General features: G+C 43.6%; 23 protein-coding genes. 20 read left to right on the top strand and 3 right to left on the bottom strand.

The genetic code is table 11. From position 1 onward, the window contains the following. Positions 1-108: 108 nt before the first annotated feature. The 10 genes from AC0VYE_RS18365 to AC0VYE_RS18320 all read left to right on the top strand — a co-directional run bounded on the left by AC0VYE_RS18365 (position 109) and on the right by AC0VYE_RS18320 (position 11,476). Positions 109-2,589 (top strand): transglycosylase domain-containing protein, encoded by a 2,481-nt coding sequence (locus AC0VYE_RS18365; protein ID WP_475442500.1) that lies wholly within the window; start codon positions 109-111, stop codon positions 2,587-2,589. Positions 2,590-2,606: 17 nt separating this feature from the next. Further along, on the top strand, positions 2,607-3,245 hold the full coding sequence (locus tag AC0VYE_RS18360; protein ID WP_475442499.1) for a peptidylprolyl isomerase: 639 nt from the start codon (positions 2,607-2,609) through the stop codon (positions 3,243-3,245). A gap of 224 nt (positions 3,246-3,469) precedes the next feature. Next, positions 3,470-4,027, top strand: coding sequence for a ribonuclease FAU-1 family protein (locus AC0VYE_RS18355; RefSeq protein WP_076265800.1), 558 nt, complete (start codon positions 3,470-3,472; stop codon positions 4,025-4,027). Beyond that, on the top strand, positions 4,024-4,701 hold the full coding sequence (locus AC0VYE_RS18350) for a YdcF family protein (RefSeq protein WP_076265801.1): 678 nt from the start codon (positions 4,024-4,026) through the stop codon (positions 4,699-4,701). Before AC0VYE_RS18355 ends, AC0VYE_RS18350 begins: the two co-directional genes overlap by 4 nt. An 89-nt stretch (positions 4,702-4,790) precedes the next feature. Further along, entirely contained in the window at positions 4,791-5,780 is a 990-nt protein-coding gene (locus AC0VYE_RS18345) for an AAA family ATPase (protein WP_475442498.1), read from the top strand. Between the two features lie 25 nt (positions 5,781-5,805). After that, positions 5,806-7,095: a GTPase HflX gene (gene hflX, locus AC0VYE_RS18340; protein WP_475442497.1), complete on the top strand. Its 1,290-nt coding sequence runs from the start codon at positions 5,806-5,808 to the stop codon at positions 7,093-7,095. Between the two features lie 93 nt (positions 7,096-7,188). Next, positions 7,189-8,481, top strand: a complete 1,293-nt coding sequence (locus tag AC0VYE_RS18335) for a methionine gamma-lyase family protein (protein WP_076265804.1) — start codon at positions 7,189-7,191, stop codon at positions 8,479-8,481. 62 nt (positions 8,482-8,543) lie between these two features. Further along, a complete protein-coding gene (locus tag AC0VYE_RS18330) occupies positions 8,544-8,954 on the top strand; it encodes a MerR family transcriptional regulator (protein ID WP_053376247.1) in 411 nt (136 codons plus the stop codon). A 44-nt stretch (positions 8,955-8,998) separates the two neighbouring features. Further along, positions 8,999-10,327: a type I glutamate--ammonia ligase gene (glnA, locus tag AC0VYE_RS18325; protein ID WP_076265805.1), complete on the top strand. Its 1,329-nt coding sequence runs from the start codon at positions 8,999-9,001 to the stop codon at positions 10,325-10,327. 519 nt (positions 10,328-10,846) lie between these two features. Continuing rightward, positions 10,847-11,476 (top strand): hypothetical protein, encoded by a 630-nt coding sequence (locus tag AC0VYE_RS18320; RefSeq protein ID WP_475442496.1) that lies wholly within the window; start codon positions 10,847-10,849, stop codon positions 11,474-11,476. A 111-nt stretch (positions 11,477-11,587) separates the two neighbouring features. Here AC0VYE_RS18320 and AC0VYE_RS18315 read toward each other — a convergent pair whose 3' ends face one another. Beyond that, positions 11,588-11,698 carry a sporulation protein YjcZ gene (locus tag AC0VYE_RS18315; RefSeq protein ID WP_083681511.1) on the bottom strand — a complete coding sequence of 37 codons (111 nt, stop codon included), beginning with the start codon at positions 11,696-11,698 and terminating at the stop codon, positions 11,588-11,590. Positions 11,699-11,933: 235 nt separating this feature from the next. Between AC0VYE_RS18315 and AC0VYE_RS18310 the strand changes: the two genes are divergently transcribed. Beyond that, positions 11,934-12,080: a hypothetical protein gene (locus tag AC0VYE_RS18310; protein WP_475442495.1), complete on the top strand. Its 147-nt coding sequence runs from the start codon at positions 11,934-11,936 to the stop codon at positions 12,078-12,080. Positions 12,081-12,181: 101 nt separating this feature from the next. Here AC0VYE_RS18310 and lexA read toward each other — a convergent pair whose 3' ends face one another. Next, positions 12,182-12,802: a transcriptional repressor LexA gene (gene lexA / locus AC0VYE_RS18305; RefSeq protein ID WP_054024635.1), complete on the bottom strand. Its 621-nt coding sequence runs from the start codon at positions 12,800-12,802 to the stop codon at positions 12,182-12,184. Positions 12,803-12,960: 158 nt separating this feature from the next. Between lexA and yneA the strand changes: the two genes are divergently transcribed. The 8 genes from yneA (at position 12,961) to AC0VYE_RS18265 (ending at position 19,386) form a co-directional block, all read left to right on the top strand. Continuing rightward, positions 12,961-13,335, top strand: coding sequence for a cell division suppressor protein YneA (yneA, locus tag AC0VYE_RS18300; protein WP_475442494.1), 375 nt, complete (start codon positions 12,961-12,963; stop codon positions 13,333-13,335). 160 nt (positions 13,336-13,495) lie between these two features. Continuing rightward, entirely contained in the window at positions 13,496-14,215 is a 720-nt protein-coding gene (locus AC0VYE_RS18295; protein WP_475442493.1) for an ABC transporter ATP-binding protein, read from the top strand. Then, positions 14,205-15,560, top strand: coding sequence for an ABC transporter permease (locus AC0VYE_RS18290; RefSeq protein ID WP_475442492.1), 1,356 nt, complete (start codon positions 14,205-14,207; stop codon positions 15,558-15,560). The genes AC0VYE_RS18295 and AC0VYE_RS18290 overlap by 11 nt, the downstream gene beginning before the upstream one ends. A 26-nt stretch (positions 15,561-15,586) precedes the next feature. Then, positions 15,587-16,669 carry an efflux RND transporter periplasmic adaptor subunit gene (locus AC0VYE_RS18285; RefSeq protein WP_076265811.1) on the top strand — a complete coding sequence of 361 codons (1,083 nt, stop codon included), beginning with the start codon at positions 15,587-15,589 and terminating at the stop codon, positions 16,667-16,669. 121 nt (positions 16,670-16,790) lie between these two features. Beyond that, entirely contained in the window at positions 16,791-16,982 is a 192-nt protein-coding gene (locus AC0VYE_RS18280) for a DUF896 domain-containing protein (RefSeq protein WP_076265812.1), read from the top strand. Between the two features lie 68 nt (positions 16,983-17,050). Beyond that, positions 17,051-18,040, top strand: coding sequence for an aldo/keto reductase (locus AC0VYE_RS18275; RefSeq protein ID WP_076265813.1), 990 nt, complete (start codon positions 17,051-17,053; stop codon positions 18,038-18,040). Between the two features lie 26 nt (positions 18,041-18,066). Beyond that, positions 18,067-18,573 (top strand): hypothetical protein, encoded by a 507-nt coding sequence (locus AC0VYE_RS18270; protein ID WP_475442491.1) that lies wholly within the window; start codon positions 18,067-18,069, stop codon positions 18,571-18,573. A gap of 24 nt (positions 18,574-18,597) precedes the next feature. Beyond that, positions 18,598-19,386, top strand: a complete 789-nt coding sequence (locus AC0VYE_RS18265) for an HAD family hydrolase (protein ID WP_441907523.1) — start codon at positions 18,598-18,600, stop codon at positions 19,384-19,386. A gap of 73 nt (positions 19,387-19,459) precedes the next feature. Here AC0VYE_RS18265 and AC0VYE_RS18260 read toward each other — a convergent pair whose 3' ends face one another. Further along, entirely contained in the window at positions 19,460-20,008 is a 549-nt protein-coding gene (locus tag AC0VYE_RS18260) for a 1,2-dihydroxy-3-keto-5-methylthiopentene dioxygenase (RefSeq protein ID WP_076265816.1), read from the bottom strand. 166 nt (positions 20,009-20,174) lie between these two features. Between AC0VYE_RS18260 and metH the strand changes: the two genes are divergently transcribed. Continuing rightward, entirely contained in the window at positions 20,175-23,591 is a 3,417-nt protein-coding gene (metH, locus tag AC0VYE_RS18255; RefSeq protein ID WP_475449634.1) for a methionine synthase, read from the top strand. Positions 23,592-23,616 lie beyond the last annotated feature (25 nt).

The following is a 23,616-nucleotide window of genomic DNA, read 5'->3' as shown; positions in this document are numbered from 1 at the left end:
CTAGATAGCGGCAGGCAAGAGCAACCCCGCTCCAAGCTGGGTTGCTCTTTTCATTTTGTGGTAAAACTAGATTAGACAGACAATTGAACAACAGGAGGGGAGTCGGCTATGGCTGAACGACCGAGCAAAACAACTGCACCTAAAACTTCTAAACAAAAGAAGAAAAAGAAGATATCAGGAAAGAAATGGTTTTATGGATTATTTTTCACCGCTGTAATCGCCATCGTATGCGGCTTGATCGGATACTTGCTAATCGTGCTGAACGGTGAACGAGTTCTGACTGAAAATGCGAACAAACTGACTATGGGTGAAGCATCCATCATTTATGATGTGAATGGGAATGAAATTTCACGATTGTCCGATCCAAATGAAAATCGTGAGATTGCTGAATTTTCGGAAATTCCAAAGCAATTGCTTGATGCTATTGTAGCAACAGAGGACCAACGTTTCTATGAACATTCAGGAATCGATTTTTTTGCTATCGGACGTGCTGTTGTGAAGGACGTTATCGCACGCAGCGCTGTTGAGGGAGCGAGTACGATTACCCAACAGCTTGCCAAAAACGTATTTCTAACCGCGGATAAGACGTTTTTCCGTAAAGCAACGGAAGCTTCTATTGCGGTAGCGCTTGAGCACAAAATGTCCAAGGAACAAATATTAACGATGTATTTGAATCGAATATTTTTTGGCAAAAGAGTGCATGGCGTTAAGGAAGCAGCCAAGTATTATTTTGACACTGATCTTGATAAGCTGGAGCTTTGGCAGATTGCTACTATTGCCGCTATGCCGAAAGCGCCGAACCGCTACAACCCAATCAATCATCCTGAGGATTCGATGAACAGGAGAGCAGTCGTGCTTAAGCTAATGTACGATCAAGGCTTGATTACGGCAGCAGAGATGGCAGAAGCGAAAGCGGTCGTGTATGAAATTCCTAAAAATCATGAAGAAAGAAATACCGAAAAGTATCCAGCATTTATTGATTATGTGGTTGAAGAAGCGATGGAGAAGACTGGGAAATCCGAGGAAGAGCTTCGGATCGGCGGTTTCCGGATTTATACGTCGCTAAACCCGCAAGCACAGGATACGATGGATACACAGTTTAACGATGATGACAACTTTGAGAAGAGCAAGGATGACCAACAGGTGCAAGGCGCAATGATCATTATTGATCACCGCGATGGCACGATTCAAGCCTTAACAGGCGGAAGAGATTACGTGAAAAAGGGACTTAACCGGGTAGAGGTTCCTCGCCAGCCAGGTTCAGCTTTCAAACCGATTATCTCTTATGGGCCTGCTCTTGAAACGGGCAAGTATTATCCATGGACTGTACTTGCAAATGACAAGAAATGTTACGGCAGCTATTGCCCAACGGATAGATGGGGAGCAACTGCAGTAACGATGCAGCAGGCGATTAAGGATTCTCGAAATCTTGCCTCCGTTTGGATGCTGAATCAAGTAGGCTTGAAGCAAGGCTTTGCTTTTTCAAGCAAGCTTGGCATCGAGCTTGAGAAAGATGATCGTAATTTAACAGCTGCACTTGGGGGCTTGTCCAAAGGTGCAACGCCTATGCAAATGGCAACAGCTTATAGCGTATTTGCGAACGGCGGCAGATCTGTTGATCCTCATGCGATTTCGAAGATTGAAGGCAAAAATAATTATAAGTACGAATATAAAGCTCCACCTTCCAAGCAGCTCATGTCTGAGAGCACTGCCTATTATTTGACCGAGATGATGCAGACGGTCGTACAAAAGGGCGGTACGGGTACAAGAGCAGCAATTGATCGTCCATTGGCAGGGAAAACGGGTACTACTCAGCATGGTATTCCAGGCTACAAAGGCTCGGGTATCCGGGATGCTTGGTTTGTTGGCTACACGCCGGAGTGGACAGCAGCGGTATGGATGGGATACGATAAGACAAATGTGGAACATATCCTTAAGACAGGCAGTAGTCAAGCTGCTTCCATGTTCTCCAAGGTTATGAAACCTGCAATGAAGGATGTCGCGAAGTCAAGCTTTAAGAAACCGCAAGGCATTAAAGAAAATAAACCGCCGGCAACGATAACAAATTTTAAAGCAGTATTTATTCCAGAAGAAATGAAGGTTCAATTGTCGTGGGATCCGTATCAGGATGGAAAGGTCACTTATCAAGTTTACCGCAAGGAAGCTTCAGAAAGTGACTTCATCCGCTTCGTAGACTCGCTCACTTCCACAGGGGTTGATGATATGAGTGCATTCCCGGGAATGACCTATGAATATTATGTTGTGGCTTATGATGCTGAGCAGGATTTGGAAAGTGCTCCATCTCAAAAAGTTAAGATCAGCATTCCGGAAACAGAAGTGAATCCGGATGTGCCAATGGAGCCGAATCCAGATGAGCCGGGCGGAGTGGAGCCCACACCTCCAGTAGAAGGCGGTGATGGAGAACCGACGCTGCCTCCAACTGATGGTACAGATCCAGGAACAACTGAACCACCAGGATCTGGAAACGGAACGGGTGAACCAACACCAACGCCAACTCCAAACACTGGCACAAATACGAACAACAGCAACAATGCTCTAGGAAATACTGAAACCGGCGGCAATACGTAAGAAACGGGTGGTTAGCAATGGCGAATAGAAAGAGAACACCATTCTTGTATTTAATCCTTGTTGTCGCAGCAGTTATGGTTATAGCTGGCTGCGGCAAGGATGGTTCAGGAAGGGATAGTGCTTCAGCTTCAGCCAAGTTGATGAACTGGGACAAGATGCCTGATATGCAGATTGATCTCGACAAGTCGTACTTAGCAAAGTTTAAAACGACTAAAGGCGATTTTACAGTCAAGCTGTTTACGGAAGACGCGCCGGTAACGGTGAACAATTTTGTTTTTCTCGCTCGAGAAGGCTTTTATGATGGATTAACTTTTCACCGTATTATTGAGTCTTTCATGATTCAAGGCGGAGATCCAAAAGGAAATGGATACGGTACTCCAGGTTATTCGATTCCAGATGAACTAAGTTCGGAAATGAAATACGAAGAAGGAATTGTTGCGATGGCAAATGCAAGCAAGCCTAATTCGGGTGGCAGCCAATTTTTTATTTGCACGGGACCTGATGCTGCAAATTTAAACCGCGAGCCTAATTATACGATTTTCGGCAAGGTTGAGAATGGCATGGATGTTGTAAAAGCCATTTCGAAGACACCTTTGAAAAACAACTTGCCAACTGAAAATATCGTCATTGATTCGATTGAAATCGTTGAGCAATAAGAGGAATACCGCCTTTCGGGGCGGTATTCTTTTTATTTTATCGCAAAGAGCTTGGTTTATTTTGGCTGTCGGCTGGAGATGGACGTTAAGTTATGGTAATCTTTTTTTATAGGTAAATTTCAACTGTCGTTGGTCGCAAAATGTTCGTTGTGTAAACAAAGCCAAGAAGAGCTGTGCAGGTTGCTTGCGAGCTTTTCCCAAATGAACGGAAGGGTACGTTCCGTATGAAGAGAAAATTTTCAGACCGAGCTAACTGGCGGCGTATCTTGCGTAAGAGCTATACGTGCCTAGCGCTGGACGGTGAAGAGTTCAAAGGTCTCGTGACGTTTTACCGGATTCATGAATTGCGTGAGCCGTTATGGAAGGAATATAACGGACGTAGATTATGTTTGGCAGATCGCGGATACTTGTGGATGCAGCATTTTCCAAGAGGCGAGCATTTTGTCGTCACGACGATGTTTGATGACAAGGGACGCGTCGTGCAATGGTATATCGATGTTTGCAAAACGCAAGGCTTAACCGATCAGCAGGTGCCTTGGTTCGATGATTTATATTTGGACGTGGTTGTGCTGCCTAGCGGCGAGGTATTTCTCATGGACGAGGATGAGCTGGAGGATGCCTTAAGGCAAGGTGATGTTAATGGCAAGGATGTTGCACTTGCACGCAAAACAGCAGGGAAATTACTATCGAGCATACGAAACGGACGGTTCCGGTATTTTACGCTGAGCCTTAAGCATCGCAAGAGCTTGCTTGCAAAAACCGGGGAATTAAGCGAATCATGAGGAAGGCAACCGTCTCAAGGAGCAGCCCGCGCAGAAGATCGAAGAAAAAGCGTCCGTGGCTGCTCTTGTTTCGTGTTGTTGCCTGGTTAATATGTGCAGGCGTGTTCTGGTGTGGATATTTACTGTGGTTAATTAATGGTTTCGATACGAATAAACCGCTTGTTCCATCTGATGCAGGCATCGTTCTTGGTGCTGCTTTGTGGAATGATGTGCCAAGTCCAGCACTAAAGGAACGGCTTGACCTTGCTTGGCAATTATACAAGGCGGGTACGGTAGACAAGCTTATTTTGACAGGTGGATTGGATAGCAACGGTTCAAAGAAAACAGAAGCCGAGGGTATGAGGGACTATCTTATAACAAAAGGTATTTCAGCTGACAAGCTGTTGCTAGAAAATAAGGCGACCAGCACGTACGAAAATCTTGAATTCAGCAAGAAGATCGCAGAGCAGCAAGGCCTGTCAACACTAATTGTCATCACCCATGATTATCATGCTGCAAGATCAACGGAGATAGCAAAAAAGCTTGATTTTGTTCAGTTTCAAGTCGCTGGTACAAAATCAAAGGTGCTAAATCCTGTCTATAATGAGTCGCGTGAAGTACTTGCTTTTACAAAGTGGAAGCTCGACTCTCTATTGCTTAGTCTCGGATTTCACTCTTCCGATTCGAAGCTGTAAATCTGCTAATATGCTGCTGCAAAGTAGAATAAACTTGTAGTGCGGTTAGCCGCTACAGCTTTCGAAGCAAAGGATAGGTGATGCCACAGATGAGTGGACACGTCAAATCGGGACCCGGCAATGGCAATGCAAGGCCTTCCCGTCAAATTAATGTGGTCCTAAGAACGCAAGAAACATTTCAGACGGGGGCCTCTGCTCCTGCTTTAGAGACAGAACCGCTGCCTGCAGTGAAGCCGCTGCCGGGCGTCGATCATTATGCTGACATTCAGAAAGAGCTTGAACCGATGATCGGCATGGACAATGTGAAATCTCTTGTGTACGAAATATATGCGTTGCTTTATATTAGCCGAATGCGTTCTGAAGCAGGATTATTTGGCGGCTCTCATGTGTATCATATGATTTTTAAGGGCAATCCAGGGACTGGAAAAACAACAATCGCCCGCATCGTCGCGAAGCTGTTTCAAAAGATGGGTGTACTTACCAAAGGACATTTGATTGAGGTGGAGCGAGCTGATCTTGTTGGCGAATATATTGGACATACCGCCCAGAAGACGCGTGATCTCGTTCGAAAAGCAATCGGCGGAGTGTTGTTTGTTGATGAAGCGTACAGTTTAGCTCGAGGCGGAGAAAAAGATTTTGGCAAGGAAGCGATCGATACGCTTGTAAAAGCAATGGAGGATCACAAAAATCATTTTGTGCTCATACTCGCGGGTTATCCTGCCGAAATCGACGATTTTTTGCTCACAAATCCAGGCTTGCCGTCACGTTTTCCAATCCAAATTGAGTTTCCAGATTATTCGGTTGATCAACTGATTCAGATTAGTGAGCTCATGGCTAAGGACCGTGATTATATATTGCAGCCTCAGACCATATTTAAACTAAGACAGCATTTAATGCAGGAAAAGCTAAACACCATGTTCTCGTTTAGCAATGCCAGGTATGTTAGAAATGTGATAGAGAAAGCGATCAGGTTTCAAGCCGTTCGTTTGCTTACGCAGTATGCCAGTTCCGTTCCCGCAAAGCAGGAATTAATGACGATTAGACCAGATGATTTAAAGTGGGACACGAAACCAATATGATTGCGTAGTTTAGAAGGAGTATGAGATGAGCGAGATAACATTCGATACGAATACGAACATGATTGAAAAAGCGATACTGATTAGCTTAGTTACGTCAAAAGACAAACGGAAAGGCGGAGACCCCGAGCTGTCGCTGCAGGAGCTTGTACAGCTGACGGAAACAGCAGGGGTTGAAGTGCTGACGACCATTACGCAAAACAAAGAAACTGTCGATTCCAAATGGTTTATCGGAAAAGGAAAAGTACAAGAGGTTAAGGCTCTAGCTGATGAACTGGGCGCTACAACGGCTATATTTGATCAAGAGTTGTCCGGCGCTCAGGTTCGCAATTTGGAAGAATCACTGGATTTGAAAATCGTTGACCGTACCCAGCTGATTTTGGATATTTTCGCAGGTCGTGCCAAAACGCGCGAAGGTATTATTCAGGTTGAGCTGGCGCAGCTTAGCTATCTTTTGCCACGTCTATCTGGACAAAGCAAAAACTTGTCACGACTTGGCGGAGGCATTGGTACACGTGGTCCAGGTGAAACGAAACTCGAGACGGATCGCCGTCATATTCGTGATCGGATTTTTGACCTGAAGACGGTGCTTGACGAGGTTGTCCGCCACCGTAAATTGCATCGCGAGCGTCGCAAAAAATCCGGCGCCATTCAAGTAGCTCTTGTTGGCTATACGAATGCCGGGAAATCGACGCTGCTTCGCGAGCTTACTCATGCAGATGTGTATGTAGAAAATCAATTGTTCGCAACGCTTGATCCCACCTCAAGAACACTTGAGCTGCCAAATGGCCGAGAAATTATACTTACAGATACGGTAGGTTTTATTCAAAACTTGCCGACAGATCTTGTAGCAGCATTTCGGGCGACGCTAGAAGAGGTATGCGAGGCTGATCTAGTGCTTCATGTCATCGACAGCAGCTCTCCAATGCGGGATGAGCAAATTGCAGTCGTTAACAAAATTTTAGGTGAGCTTGGCGCTGCGGATAAACCGTATGTTATGGTCTACAATAAGAAGGATATGTGTGTAAATAACGGTTCATTAGCAGATTTGCCGATTACTAGCGGCGACAATCTTGTCATCAGCGCCTACGATGCTGGTGATCTAGAGCTGATGAAGCAAACCGTGCAGGATAAGCTCAGCGGCGACGTAGTAGTCTTTAACGTGCCAGCAGAGCGTGGAGATTTGATCGCACTTGCTTATCGAAGCGGAGAGGTCATCAATCAAGAAGTGAATGAAGAAAGTTTACGACTTACCGTTCATGTGAGTAAGCAGGAATACGAGCAGCACGGTCATCGTTTGAAACAATATATTGAGTAGGGTTTGCTTACGAAGCAGTTTTGCTGCGCAAAACTTAGGCTTATGCTTACGAAGCAGTTTTGCTGCGCAAAACTTTAAGGAGAAGATATCATAATGAACAGGCAACATGTAAACCAAAGACTATGGGAGCACCTAGAGCAGCTAGCAGAGCAGTCCGAGGTGCTTGCCTCAGAAGCTTTTCGCAGCATTGACAAGATAGCTGAGCGGAATCAGTGGAAGGTCATAGAAGCGTTTCAACATCACAAAGTAAGCGATTTTCATTTTACCGGTTCAACGGGATATGGCTATAATGATCGCGGACGTGAAATACTTGATCTTGTTTACGCAGAGGTAATGGGAGCGGAAGCGGCTATTGTTAGGCCGCATTTCGTTTCTGGAACACATACAATCAGCTGTGCCTTATTCGGAGTGCTGCGCCCTGGGGATGAGCTCCTGTACGTTACGGGAAGACCTTACGATACGCTGCATAAAGTTATCGGGAAGCCTGGAGACGGCATGGGCTCCTTGCAGGATTGGGGCGTGAAATATTCTGAGGTAGCGCTCCTTGAGGATGGTGGATTGGACTGGGCTCAAATTGAGCAAGCGATCTCGGAAAAAACGAAGGTCATCGGTATCCAGCGCTCGCGTGGTTACGATTGGAGAGCTTCATTTACCGTTTCGGAGATTGAAACTATTGTAAATAGGGTAAAAGCAATAAAGCCGGACCTGATTGTTTTTGTGGACAATTGTTATGGTGAATTTACAGAGCTGCTCGAGCCTACTCAAGTTGGAGTAGATTTAATGGCAGGCTCGCTTATCAAAAACCCAGGCGGTGGCTTGGCTGAAACGGGTGGCTATATTGCCGGGAAAGCTTTTGCTGTCGATGCTGCTGCTTACCGCTTGACTGCTCCGGGCATCGGCGGCGAGGTAGGCGCGATGTTAGGCACGCTTCGCTCCATGTTCCAAGGTTTATTTTTAGCCCCTCATTTGGTCGGACAGGCTATCAAAGGAAGTGTGCTTGCTGCAGCTTTATTTGAAGAACTTGGCTTCGAAACAAAACCGAGATGGAATGAGCCGCGTACAGATCTCATCCAAGCGGTTCGTTTTGGACAAGCTGATCATTTAATCGCTTTTGTTCAGGGGATACAGCAGGCAGCTGCTGTTGATTCGCATGTCGTTCCCGAGCCTTGGGATATGCCTGGATATGAGAATGCTGTCATTATGGCGGCAGGAACCTTCATTCAAGGAGGCAGTTTAGAGCTATCAGCTGATGCTCCAATACGCGAACCTTACATTGCATATATGCAGGGTGGACTGACGTATGCTCACGCTAAATATGGTGTTTTAACCGCATTATATCGCCTTGTAGACAGTGGTTTAATTGTGATTAAACCTTACATAACTTGACACATTTGCGTTGTAACGGTTAGAATGAACATATAAAAGAGCGACTGGAAGGTTGATGCGACATGGCTGATGATATTCGCAGAAATATGGCCTTATTTCCCATCGGCATCGTTATGAAGCTGACGGATTTAACAGCCCGCCAAATCCGTTATTACGAGCAGCATGAACTAATCGTTCCTGCAAGAACAGCAGGCAATCAGCGGTTATTTTCATTTAATGACGTAGAACGGCTTTTGGAAATTAAATCGTTAATTGAGAAGGGCGTTAATATCGCCGGCATTAAGCAAGTAATGAATCCTGTATCCAAGGAATCTGATGATGCGACAATTGTCAGTGAGCAATCGGAAGTGAAGCGCCGTGAGCTATCCGATCAGCAGCTTCACCGACTGCTTAAACAGCAATTGCTGGAGAAGAGACCTGGACAAGCTTCGCTAATTCAAGGACAATTGACTCGTTTCTTAAATAAGCGCTAATTTAACATGATAACTATTGCTTCGCAAACTAAGGAGATGATTCTGTGAGTTACACTAAAGACGATATTAGACGTATAGCACAGGAACAAAATGTTCGATTTATTCGTTTGCAATTTACGGATTTGCTCGGAACAATTAAAAATGTTGAAATTCCTGTAAGCCAGCTTGAAAAAGCGTTGGATAACAAAATGATGTTCGATGGTTCTTCTATTGAAGGTTATGTACGAATTGAAGAATCAGATATGTATCTGTATCCTGATCTTGATACATGGGTTGTATTCCCATGGGTAACACAAGATCGTGTTGCTCGCTTGATCTGTGATATTTACATGCCAGACGGAACGCCATTCGCTGGAGATCCGCGCGGTATTTTGAAACGTGCATTGAAGGAAGCAGAAGATCTAGGATACACAGCAATGAACGTTGGTCCAGAACCGGAATTTTTCTTGTTCAAAACCGATGAGCGCGGCGAACCTACGACTGAGCTTAATGACCAAGGCGGTTACTTCGACTTAGCACCTATGGATATGGGTGAGAACTGTCGCCGTGAAATCGTTTTGACACTTGAAGAAATGGGCTTCGAGATTGAAGCATCCCATCATGAAGTGGCACCAGGACAGCACGAGATCGACTTTAAATATGCCGATGCCATTAAAGCGGCTGACCAAATTCAAACATTTAAGCTAGTCGTAAAAACAGTTGCTCGCGAGCATGGATTGCATGCATCATTTATGCCTAAACCGTTGTTTGGCGTGAACGGTTCGGGTATGCACTGTCACCAATCGTTGTTTAAAGGCGATACGAACGTGTTTTACGATGAGAAGGACAAGCTTGGCCTAAGTGCTGCTGCTCGTCACTACATGGCAGGAATCCTGCTTCATGCGCGTGCAATGGCTGCTATTACGAATCCAACAATTAACTCCTATAAACGTCTTGTGCCTGGTTATGAAGCGCCTTGTTATGTAGCATGGTCTGCAAGCAACCGCTCGCCAATGATCCGTATTCCTGCTTCGCGCGGTCTTAGCACACGTGTAGAAGTACGGAATCCAGATCCAGCTGCCAACCCGTATTTGGCACTTGCTGTAATGCTGAGAGCTGGTCTTGACGGCATTCAAAACAAGCTACCTTTACCAGCACCAACAGATCGGAACATCTATATTATGACAGAGGAAGAGCGTCAGGATGCAGGCATCCCGAGCTTACCGCTTGATTTGAAAGAAGCACTGGATGAAATGCTCAGAAGTGATATCATCTGCGATGCGCTGGGTGATCATGCTCTTGCACATTTCTACGAGCTTAAAGAAATCGAGTGGGATATGTACCGTACACAAGTTCACCAATGGGAACGCGATCAGTATTTGACGCTTTACTAAAATTCAAAAACCTCAACGCTGCTGGCGTTGAGGTTTCTTTTTTGCGTTCAGTTATACAGCTAAAATAAAGCCTAATGAAGTGAAGGCACAGGCCTATGCTTATCATATGTCTACAAGTAACCTATATCATCGCTCAGCAACGTCTATGATGCGCTGAGTTTGGTTTTAGAGATTATCATAGCCATATTTAAGCAGTGGACTCAAAACGCGCCTAAAGAAAAGTATACAGGTCTAAGAGCTACGGTCTAGTGCTTGTATAAAGATGATATATATGCGTCATTTATAAAATAAACTTTTATAGGATCAGCCCAACACATGGTTAATGTGTTCGTGGCTGGTCATTTTAGGTTGACTAGAGCCAGTACCACATAGAGTTAGTACTATTCGAGTGGTAATATTGTTGTTATATTCATAACAGCTAATCGACCCAAACTAATAAACGAAATCGTTATATTTATTATAGACTCAAAAACGACCCTACTTTAACCTGGATAATCAACGATAAATGAGGTGAGCAGCATGACAGAAACTAGAATAGATGAAGAAACCAATAGCAGTATTTATGTGTTGCTTACGGACACAGGAACATGGTTTACTCGGATGATCAAATTATTTACTGGTGCACCCTATAATCACGCTTCGCTTGCACTGGATGTTAATCTGAAGAATATATACAGCTTTGGGCGTAAACGTGCAAACAACCCGTTAATCGCTGGATTTGTCAAAGAAAATGTCTATACTGGAACGTTTCGATATTTCCCTAATACGCGCTGTGTTCTTCTAAAGATTACTTTATCAGAAAAACAACATGCCGCATTGCTTCAATACATTCGTGAGTTTGAAAAAAATAAAGAAAATTACCGATACAATTTAATCGGATTGTTAGGTGTACTGCTTGAGCTTAATATTGAGCCAACAGATTCGTATTTCTGCTCCCAGTTTGTTGCTGAAGCCATGCGGAGCAGCGGTATAAACTTGTGGGAACGACCATCCGCGCAAGTGACACCTCATGATTTTCTTAAACATGAGCAAATGCAAATCGTGTATGAAGGTTTACTTTATGATTATCCGAAACTTGACCGCAAGAAGCTAATACGAATTTCTAATTTAAGAACATCAGCCATACTGTTAAGAAAACGTGTAATTTAACATCTCTCCATTTAAATAAAAAACTAATGGTTGGAAGGAGTCTGAAAAGCAAAAAGAAGATCCATCAAATGGATCTTCTTTTGCTAATATTAAGAATGGCTCAAATATGAATTAATATCCGAAGCCAAAGCCGCCGCAACTGCAAGCAATGATCACCAGTAGAATGAATAATACTAAGATGATTCCTAAGCTTGAGAAAGCTCCACCCACGTAACCGGACATTTTTCAATGCACCTCCTTACGAGTTGAATACACAGTATGTTATGCTTGTTAAATTCATAGTGATTGGGTGTTTGTCATTAGCTGATGAATTCATGATTTCGTAACTGTGAACGATGAGATCGCCGGCATTGCAATAACCAAAAAAGTAAATGAAAATGACAGACACTATAATTGACTTGCACATTTTTTTATTATGCGAAAATATAGAAGATCTGGTGTTGGTGAACAAGCAGCAATGGTAGTTATACAAAAGCATAGCGGAGAGTGGGAGCTGTATCAGCTTGAACGAAATGTTCCCGCACAACAATTTTGGACCCATGCCATTGGAGAACTCACTAATCAGAATTTTGTTGAAAGGTTTGAGAATGGCAGACGTTACTAAATCTTTAATCAAAAAAGTTAATGTAATAGTCAAAGAAAAGGCTGAATCAACGATGCAAATACGTTGATTCAGCCTTTTCTTTATGTACATATAAGTTGGTATTAATGAATATCACGGAAAAGTCCAATGACTTTACCTAGAATCGTTACATTTTGAAGTAATATAGGCTGCATTGTGGAATTTTCCGGCTGCAAACGAATATGATTTTTCTCTTTGTAAAATGTTTTGACTGTTGCTTCATCGTCCTCAGTCATTGCAACTACGATCTCACCATTGTTTGCTGTTTGCTGTTGACGAACGATAACATAATCCCCGTCATGAATACCTGCTTCAATCATACTCTCGCCCATGACATTCAATATAAAAACACTGCTGTCACCAACAAAATGGGAAGGAAGCGGGAAATATTCTTCAATATTTTCTGTAGCAGTAATCGGCACACCAGCGGTTACTTTACCAACAATAGGTACTCTAGCTACGGAAAGCGGGATAATGCCATCAGAGCCTTCTTGATCCAAAATTTCAATAGCACGCGGTTTAGTAGGATCTCGGCGTATTAAACCTTTTTTCTCTAGACGGTCCAAATGACCGTGAACGGTTGAACTGGACAACAATCCAACAGCTTCGCCGATTTCTCGAACGGAGGGTGGATAGCCTTTCTCCCGAACTTCATTCTTAATAAATTCAAGAATTGAATGTTGTCGGTTAGAAATCTTCGACACTGCAATCACTCCATTAGTAGGTTTGCAAAAAATTATAACATAGAACTCGAGTTCGTACAAACATAAGTTCTTAAGTACAAAGGTTCGTATTTTTTCGTTGACACCAAACGTTTGTTCGTGTAATCTAAAAACAGAACAAACGTTTGGGGTGTTGATAAATGATAACCAGTCCAAGTTTTTATAGAACCATTCATAAACAAGATACGAACAAAGCAAAAAAGGTCAACCGCTTGATAAGGCATTTCATAAAGCGTCATACTGTTAAGCTCGTCGTTTGCACTGCTGTGTTTTTCTTATTGTTCACAAGCTTCCTACTTATGGGGACATACGCTTCGAGTAATACTCCCGAAGCCGCTTCCGCGGAAGAACAAATTATTAGGGTGCAATCAGGCGATACACTCTGGAATATTGCAAAACAAGTTTCAGATGGCAGCCATGATATCAGATATATCGTATATTTAATTAAAGATCGGAATGATCTGCAATCAACAGTTATAAAGCCAGGACAGAAGTTAATTATTCCTAGCATTTAGCTTGATTTTCCATTACAATTCAATAGTTCATACAAAAAATTACTTTCTATTTAAAGTAGATGCAGGCCAATCTACTTCTTTAGAAAGTTTTTTTATGTTTACTGCAGGGTTAACCCTTGGTTTAGCCGTCTATTAAAGGGGACTGAAAGGAGATGCTATTTTGTTACGAGTTGAAGAGTTATCCCACTCATTTATGAATGGGCATGAAACAACCGCTGTACTGCAGAAAATAAGCTTTCACGTACATAAGGGAGAAATGATTGCGTTGTTAGGGAGCTCCGGTTCCGGTAAATCTACTTTACTGAACTTAATGGCTGGCTTAATGAAGCCTACAGAAGGCCAAATCTTTATCGCGGACCATAATATTGTAACGATGAATGAAAACCGCTTGGCAGAGTTTAGACGGAAACATATTGGATTTATTTTTCAAGCGTATGAGTTGATAGCCAACTTGACGGTTAGGGAAAATGTGGAGCTTCCGCTTGTATTTCAATCAATGCATCCTTCAATACGGAAGAAAAAAGCACTTTCGTTATTAGAGCAAGTGGGAATTCCTGATAAAGCAGAATTATTCCCATCGCAGCTCTCGGGAGGACAACAACAGCGTGTCAGTATTGCAAGATCATTGATAACAGAGCCATCGGTTATTTTTGCGGACGAGCCTACCGGTAATTTGGATACCAAAACAGAGGAAGAAATTATTATGATTTTGAAGCAGTTGAATAAAACGATGGATACTACCTTTATTATCGTAACCCATGAACGTGAGGTAGCAGCACAAACGGAAAAAATTATCACGCTGCGAGATGGTTATCTCGTAACGGATCAGGAAGCCGCACGAGAAAGTATGCTTGCGGGGGGAATTCAAATTGAGAATTAGTGATATTACAAGATTATCATGGGATCAGGTAAGGCGTAGAAAGGTTGTAACGGCATTATGCGCTGCGGGTATTTCTATTGGATGTGCTGCAATTATAATTGCACTCAGTATCGGTGAATCTGCTCAAGTTTACATTGAGAAACAAATGAATAGTTACTTGAAGATGGATGAAATAACGGTAACGGCGAGTACAGGAGCATACGCCGGCGGCGGAGCATCCACAGCAGATGAAGATTCTTTGCAGAAAGGCAAGTTAACAAAGCAGAAGCTTGACATTATGAGACAAATCGAGCATGTCAAAGCTGCTTCACCATATCAACAGCTTAACTATGTGGAGACGATGACGTTAGATGGACTTACTTCACAAATTCAAACTGAAATTATAGGTACAGATATTGAGATGCTTTCCGCTTTTGGAAATGACATCAATCAAGGAGAAGCAACGAATGTATTAGGGACCATCGTTCTTAACTATGGGGCGACAATGGGATTTATTGATGAAGAGTCGAAACGTAAAATTCGAGAGCAAATCGATGCCAATCCCTATGATGAAACGGTTTATCAGCAATTTGAGAAGTTAAATCGTGTACCAGGGGCTTTATATCAGAAGCAAATACAGCTTCGCTCCTCTTCACCAGATGGTCAAGTCGTGTTGAGCGGCCCCCTCCGGGTAATAGGTGTGCTCAAGAAGCCAGCTGGAGTCAGTGATGAGCAGTCGATGTATGACAAAAAAGGATATGTCTCATTAGAGACAGCGGAGCTCCTGAGGAAAGAACTGAAGCTAGGGAGTGATGAGCAGGAAGCTTATAACTCTATTATTGTAAAAGTAGATAACCAAGCAAAGATTGAACAAGTAGAGAAGCAGCTGCAGAAACTAGTCGTTACCACGCGAACAAATCTACAGCAGAAGGAACAGCTCGCAAATGAATTTAAAATTATTAAAGCTGCGGCACTTGGTATTGGTGTGTTTATTCTAATCATAGCTTCGATATCGATCGTAGTAGCGATGACGATGTCTACCTATCAGAGACGTAGACAAATTGGGATTATGAAGGTACTTGGTGCAAATTTGGCTCAAATCCGCAACATGTTCATCATAGAGGCAGCACTGCTCGGATTGCTTGGTGGATTGTTAGGTGTACTTTTCTCCTATTGGATTGTATGGGGTATAAATGCCCTCATTTATAACTTATCCGGCGAGACGGACTCTGTTATTATTTTTATTCCATTTATAACGATTCCAATAGGCATGGCTTTTGCGCTTGCTACAGGTATACTATCGGGTATTTATCCAGCAATAAGCGCTTCACGTACGGATGCTTTAACAGCGATTAGACGCGATTAATTTATGGTTGAAGAAGGAGCTTACATATGAAAAGAAAAATAAAGTGGGGAATAATCGGTATTATTATTATTGGAATAAGTTTTGGACTATACAAGATAGGCAATCCTCCAAGGCAAACAGAATTCGTTTCTGATTCTCAACCAATTACATTCCAAGTGACGAACGAAACGATAGCCAATACGGTTGAAGTAAAGGGAAAATCATTGTATGAGCAGGAAACACTCATCTATGCACCTTATGGCTCCGAGGTTAAACAGTGGGCGGTAGAAGACGGGCAGCAGGTGAAAAAGGGTGATATATTGTTTAACCTGGATCAGACAGCCGTGCAAAACGATATTTTGCAAATGGAGGCAGTTCTGCGTAAGGGAAAGCTTGAGGCTGAGTTAAACGATTACCTCAATCAATTGAATGACGAATCAGCGGCGATGGAGTCAACGGAAGAGGCGCGAAAAAAAGTGCTCGTTGAAAGAGAAATCGCACGTTTATCCAAGGATGTTAATGAAGTAACAGCGAGCATTCAAGCCAAGGAACTGCAGCAAAAGAAAAAAATGCTTAATGAATCCAGCTTTCGTTCACCAGCAACGGGAATCTTTTTATTCGATAATCCTAACAAACGGCCACAGGCATTGACCGTCAATGAGTATGTCGGCAAAGTCGTTGACTTGAATAAATTACAATTTATCGCTTTAGTTGGCGAGCAGGATGTTTTTCGAATTAAAGCGGGCATGCCGGTCAAGGTAAAGATGAATGCGATGAAAGAGCTGAATCTTTCAGGCAAAGTGCTTAAAGTTTCTAAGTTTGCAAAAACGGGAACGGATCAAAACAATTTAAATCAAGCCGCACAGTTTGAAGTCGTAATCGTGCTTGAGCCTAACGATTATTTAATTGCCGGCCTTAGCCTCAGCGGTGCTATTGAAACTGAACGCAAGGAAAATGCAATATCAGTGCCATCGATTGCGATTATTCGCGAGAAAGATAAACATTTCGTAATGCTCGATACAGGCAATGGACAATATGAGCGTAAAGAAATAAAGATTGGCCTCGAAACGCCAGAACAAACAGAAGTGCTTGAAGGATTGAAGCCAGGCGATCAAGTTGTTTTGCAATAACGAATGTTGCAGTCTGTCGTTACTTTATTCGAGATGAGCTCTGTTGCCTTGACAACTGATTGGTGGAAATGTAAAAGTAGAGAGTAGAGTTTTTTTCATCATGAGAGGAGTAGAGCAAGTAATGGAATTCGATAAAATTATAGAACGTATTAACGAGCTGGCTCGTAAAAATAAATCGGAAGGTTTATCCGATGAGGAAACGGTTGAGAGAGAAGAGCTTCGCAAGCAATACTTGACTGTTTTCAAAAGCAATTTCCGTCAACAGCTTGATAAGATTGAAATCGTTGATGACAAAGATAATGTTAAGCATTAATGAATGTACTGTGTAAGCATTAATGAATGTACTGTGTAATCATTTAATATCCAAGATGGGGTGATTAGATGAATTTCAAACTATTAGGCAAAAGTGGACTAGCTGTTTCTGAGCTTTGTTTAGGCACCATGACATTCGGCAATACGACAAGTGAGGAAGATTCGATCGAGATGATCGATCGTTTTGTTGATCGCGGAGGCAATTTTCTCGATACGGCCGACGTTTATGTGAGCGGTCGTTCCGAGGAAATCGTCGGCAAAGCGATCAAAAACAAACGGTCTGACATCGTTCTTGCTACAAAAGTGCGAATGACTACATCCAGCAATATTAATGGTGTAGGCTTATCTCGCAAACATATTATGGACGGTGTAGAAGCTAGTCTTAAGCGGCTTCAGACAGATTATATCGATCTGTATCAAGTTCATGTATGGGATCATGCGACTCCGATAGAGGAAACGCTGCGCACACTGGATGACCTCGTTACTTCCGGTAAAGTTCGTTACATAGGATGTTCCAATTTTTTTGCTTGGCAGCTGATGAAATCACTAGCGTATAGCGATGCTAGCAGATATGTGCGTTTTGTATCGATTCAGCCTCAATACAGCTTAGTGAGCAGACAGATGGATCGTGAAATGCTATCGCTTTGTTTAGAAGAGAAAGTCGGAATTATTCCTTGGGCTCCGATTGGCGGCGGTTTTCTAACTGGACGCTATACAAGGGAAGAGCCAAAGGAAGGGCGTCTAACTTCCAAAGTAGGCGAGAGCGCGTGGACTCTGCGGTCTAATGATAAAAACTTTGAAATTCTCGACGCATTGCTGGAAGCAGCGAAAGAGCTGGATAAATCACCTGCTCAGGTAGCTTTAAGATGGCTCATTCAGCGAGAAGGCATTACTTCACCGATTTTTGGTGCCAGCAAGCTGGAGCAATTTGAAGACAATATTGGCGCCATCGGCTGGGAAATGCCTAGTGAGGTTTGGAACCGTTTGGAGCAAATAAGTGCACTTCCGGAAGATTACCCTAATCGTTTTATAGAAAAGTTTCGCAGACCATTTGAATAAGGTATTTAATTAGGAGGAGAATTTGTTTGTCACGTTCCTGGGAGCGCAAAGTGCGCAAAAATATGGATGTCGTAAATAAGCAGCGCAAGAAGCAAGGAAATGGTCAAATCGTTTTTAATGCAGAGAAATCAGAAAAAATCGTAGGCCGCAATTTTATTGCGCCAATTCTTTTGATTTTGTTTATCGGCATGTATGTCATTTTGATGTCTAGCTCCTCTACATTTAAAATGGATACGATGTTTTGGATTACGGTAGGATGCTACATTTTGCTTGCGGCTTTGTTCTTTTTCCGCAGACCGTATATTACGATCGGCAAAGACTACATTCAATCACGTCGTCTAACGGGGGACAAGCGTATTCCAGCAACATCGATCAAAGGCTTCAGCGTGCAAAAAGGTTATGTGGTCGTGGAGATGCAAAAAGGCGGAAACTGGGTGTTCTCTAAATTGACGAACCGTTTTCCAACCGATGAAATTGGCGAGAAGCTGAAATTATTTGCAAATGCTAATGGAATCGCTTTTCAGCAAAAATAAATAGGCAGGAGAGTTCGAACAACGATGGCTAAACAAGCAGTATTATTTGATCTGGATGACACATTGCTGTGGGATGACCGCAGCGTTAAGGAAGCTTTTGAAGCTACATGCCAAGCGGCAGCAGCAGAATGCGGGGTTGATCCGAGCGAGCTTGAAGAATCCGTTCGCCGTGAGGCAAGAGCTCTCTACGAATCCTATGAAACGTTCTCGTTCACTAAGATGATCGGGATCAATCCTTTCGAAGGACTCTGGGCACCGTTTCTTGAAGGTGAACAGGAGGAATTCCGCAAGCTTGAGTCACTCGCTCCGGGTTATCGGAAAGCAGCTTGGACACAAGGCTTGAAAGCACTTGGCGTAGATAACGAGGAACTAGGTGCGAAGCTGGCTGAGCAATTCCCGGCTGAGCGCCGCCTGCGTCCTATCGTATATGAAGAAACATTCCGCGTTCTAGATGCTCTCAAAGGAAAATACAAGCTGCTTTTGCTTACGAACGGCTCGCCTGATTTGCAGCGTGAGAAGCTTGCTGGCGTACCGGAACTTGTGCCATACTTCGATCATATTATAATCTCAGGTGAATTTGGAGAAGGAAAGCCGGCAGCATCGATATTCAAGCATGCGCTTGAGCGTCTTGGCGTAGAGACGGATCATGGGATCATGGTTGGAGATAAGCTGACAACGGATATTCTTGGCGCAAATACGATTGGTATGACATCAGTTTGGATTAACCGTCACGGCGTTGTTCGCAATGACGAGATTGTCCCATCATATGAAATTAAACATTTGGAAGAGCTTCTTCCTTTGCTTGAAGTTTAAACTTGCAACAAAAAAGCCCCTCGCGGACAGCTTGTGCTGCTGAAGAGGGGCTTGCATTATTTTTGATTTAATATTAGGCCTGATTAGCAGCGAACTTGTCGTCAGCAAACGGATGAGCGATCCAGCCCTCTGTCTCAATGAAGAGACGAACGGCTACGATTTGGCGGTTATCCATTAGCGTGAAGAAATGCGGTTTGTATTCCGGAACGGAAATGACATCGCCAGCTTCAAGCTCAACGTCGAAATAACCAACATCATCAGTACCTTTTATAATAAAGATGCCGCGTCCTGCTGTAATCGCACGAACTTCATCTTCTGTATGCGTGTGTACATTTTCAAACTTTTTGAGCAGCTCGTCTAAGTTAGGCGTAGCATCGGACAAAGCGATAATATCCCAAGTTTGATATCCACGACGCTGTGCCAAATCTTTAATTTCTTCGTCATATGTCGCTAAAATTTGCTGCTTCTCTTCATCGGAGAGAACGAATTTTTGCTGTAAATCTTCTGCTAGCTTGCTTGGATTCCAATGCTCGTAAAGCACCTCTTGCTGTTCTAGAAATGCACGAACAGCCTCTTCCCCTTGAATCCGTTCTTCTGTATTGCGAATTCTAATTTCAGCCATGAACATTCCCTCTTTTCCTATAGAGATTAAATGATATAATGATTATAAAACAAATCAAATGGATTGTCGATGGATTACCTTTTCACCACACAGGTATTCTGATAAACTATGTGTTAATGATTTTTGGGAAGGGTGTAGTATTTTGTCAAAACCGACCATACAACAAATGCTTCAGGAGCGCATACTTATTTTGGACGGCGCAATGGGCACGATGATTCAACAAGCTGGATTAACTGAAGATGATTTTGGTGGAGCGGAGCTGGACGGTTGTAATGAAATACTCGTACTGACACGTCCTGACGTTATACAGTCTATTCATGAGCAGTACCTTGAGGCTGGCGCAGATATTTTGGAAACCAATACATTTGGTGCGACGAGCGTTGTACTCGATGATTATGATATTCCTGAAAAAGCGAGAGAGATCAATCTAGCAGCTGCAAAATTAGCGCGTGATGCATGTGATAAGTACAGCACGCCAGACAAGCCTCGTTACGTTGCTGGCGCACTTGGACCAACGACGAAAACCTTATCCGTAACCGGAGGGGTAACTTTCGATGAGCTCGTCGAGAGCTATTATGAGCAAGCGCTTGCTTTAATCGAAGCTGATGTGGATGCATTATTGCTTGAAACCTCACAGGATACGCTTAATGTCAAAGCAGGCAGCATCGGTATTCGCAACGCCTTTGACAAACTTGGCAAAGAGCTGCCGATTATGATTTCGGGTACGATTGAGCCGATGGGAACGACGCTCGCTGGTCAAACCATCGAATCGTTCTACATTTCGTTAGAGCATTTGAAGCCGATCTCCATCGGGCTCAACTGCGCGACAGGCCCTGAGTTTATGCGGGATCACCTGCGGACACTGAGTGAAATCGCAAACGCTGCAATTAGCTGTTATCCAAATGCAGGCTTGCCGGATGAGAACGGGCATTATCATGAATCTCCAGAGTCGCTGGCTAAGAAAATGTCAGCATTCGCTGAACAGGGCTGGTTGAACATTGCCGGCGGCTGCTGCGGAACGACACCTGACCATATACGAGTGATGGCTGAAACCATGGCGAAGTATGCTCCGCGCACGAAGATGGGCGAGCATCCAGATGCGGTTTCAGGTATAGAGACGGTATTTATTGAACCGGAAAATCGCCCGATCATGATCGGGGAACGAACAAACATATCCGGTTCGCGGAAGTTTAAACGTCTGCTTAAGGAAGAGAAGTTTGACGAGGCTTCTGAGATTGCGCGTGCACAGGTGAAGGGCGGCGCCCATGTCATCGACATCAATTTGCAGGATACCGATATTGATGAAGCGTATGCGGTACATCAATTTTTGCCGCAAGTCGTAAAGAAAATAAAAGCACCGCTTATGCTGGATTCGACTTATGATCATATTATTGAGCTGGGTCTGAAATATTCGCAAGGTAAAGCGATTATTAACTCCATTAACTTGGAGGATGGAGAATCCAAGTTTGAGAAGATTTTGCCATTAATCCATCGTTATGGAGCAGCAGTTGTTATGATTCTAATCGATGAACGCGGCCAAGCGGTAACGCGTGAAGCGAAGATGGAAGTTGCGGAACGTTCCTACAATCTTCTAACTCAGAAATATAAGATGAATCCGGAAGATATTATTTTTGACCCCAATATGTTCCCTGTTGGCTCGGGTGATCCGCAATATATCGGTTCAGCTGTTGAGACGCTGGAAGGAATTCGGATGATCAAGGAGAAGTTCCCGCGTGCCAAAACGATCTTAGGTCTGAGCAACATTTCTTTCGGTTTGCCAGATTCAGGTAGGGAAGTACTCAATTCGGTTTACTTGTACCATGCGACAAAAGCTGGGCTAGATTATGCCATTGTAAATACTGAGAAGCTGGAGCGTTATGCATCGATCCCTGATGAAGAGCGTCAACTGGCTGAAGAGCTAATTTATAACACGACGGACGAGTCGCTTGCTGCGTTCGTTGCCGCATTCCGTGACAAGAAGGTAGAGAAGAAAGAAAAGATTTCGAATCTATCGCTTGAGGAACGTTTAGGCTCCTACGTAGTCGAAGGTACAAAAGAGGGGCTTATCCCGGATCTGGATGAAGCGTTGAAGAAATATACGGCGATGGAAGTCATAAACGGGCCGCTAATGCGCGGGATGGAGGAAGTTGGCCGTTTGTTCAATGGCAATGAGCTCATCGTTGCAGAGGTGCTTCAAAGCGCTGAGGTAATGAAAGCTTCGGTAACTTACCTTGAATCATTTATGGAAAAAAATGAATCCTCCGTCAAAGGTAAAATTATTTTGGCTACCGTAAAAGGCGATGTTCATGACATCGGAAAAAATCTAGTCGAAATTATTTTATCAAACAACGGTTACAAAATTATAAATTTAGGCATTAAGGTACCGCCTGAGCAATTAATTGAAGCTTATCGCAATGAGAAGGCCGATGCCATCGGTTTGTCTGGTTTGCTCGTTAAATCCGCACAGCAAATGGTTATTACGGCGCAGGATTTGCGTACAGCCGGCATTGATGCACCGATTCTTGTTGGCGGCGCGGCGCTGACACGGAAATTTACGAAAACGAGAATTGGCCCAGAATATGATGGACTTGTTCTATACGCAAAGGATGCAATGGACGGACTTGATATCGCCAACAAGCTAATGGACCCTGAGCATCGATCACGGCTTGAAGATGAAATGGCCGCCTTTAAAGCGTCTGGCGGAGTATACGAAGAAGAGAAGAAACCATTGCCGCAATTGACGCGGGCTGTTCGTTCCAAAATTTCACCGGATGCGCCTGTATTTACGCCGCCGGATTTGGATCGGCATATTCTGCGTGATGTACCGCTTCCTCACGTCATACCTTATGTCAACATGCAGATGCTGCTTGGTCATCACCTCGGACTAAAAGGCAATGTTGATCAATTATTGAAGGATGGCAATGAAAAAGCAGTGCAGCTTAAAGCTACCGTTGATGAAATATTGCAAAAAGGAACAACCGATGGCATTATAAAAACCCACGGAATGTACCGTTTCTTCCCAGCGCAGTCTTCAGGCAATGATATAATTATTTACAACCCAGTGGACCCGCGTCAGGAAATTAAGCGGTTTACCTTCCCCCGTCAACAGGTGGAGCCTTACCTATGCTTATCTGACTTCTTGAAATCAGTGGAAAGCGGCGTTATGGATTATGTTGGTTTCCTAGTCGTAACCGCTGGACACGGCATTCGTGAAATTGCGAATGAATGGAAGGATAACGGCGATTATTTGCGCTCGCATGCACTTCAGTCCGTAGCTCTTGAGGTTGCAGAAGGAATGGCAGAACGTGTCCACCATATTATGCGTGATATCTGTGGTTATCCAGATCCTGCGGAGATGACGATGAAACAGCGTCATGGGGCTCGTTATCAAGGCATTCGTGTATCGTTCGGATACCCGGCATGTCCAAACCTGGAGGATCAGGAGCCATTGTTCGATTTGATGAGACCTCAAGATATTGGCGTCGAATTGACTGAAGGCTGCATGATGGAGCCAGAGGCATCCGTATCTGCAATGGTATTCGCTCATCCAGAAGCACAATATTTTAATGTTGAGAAGCTATAGCGTATAATAACAAAGAGCCCTTGAG

The sequence above is a fragment of the Pristimantibacillus sp. Z349TD_6 genome, from assembly GCF_056173205.1.
Note: the sequence above shows the minus strand (reverse complement) of the source record. Positions and strands in the feature narration are given on the sequence as shown.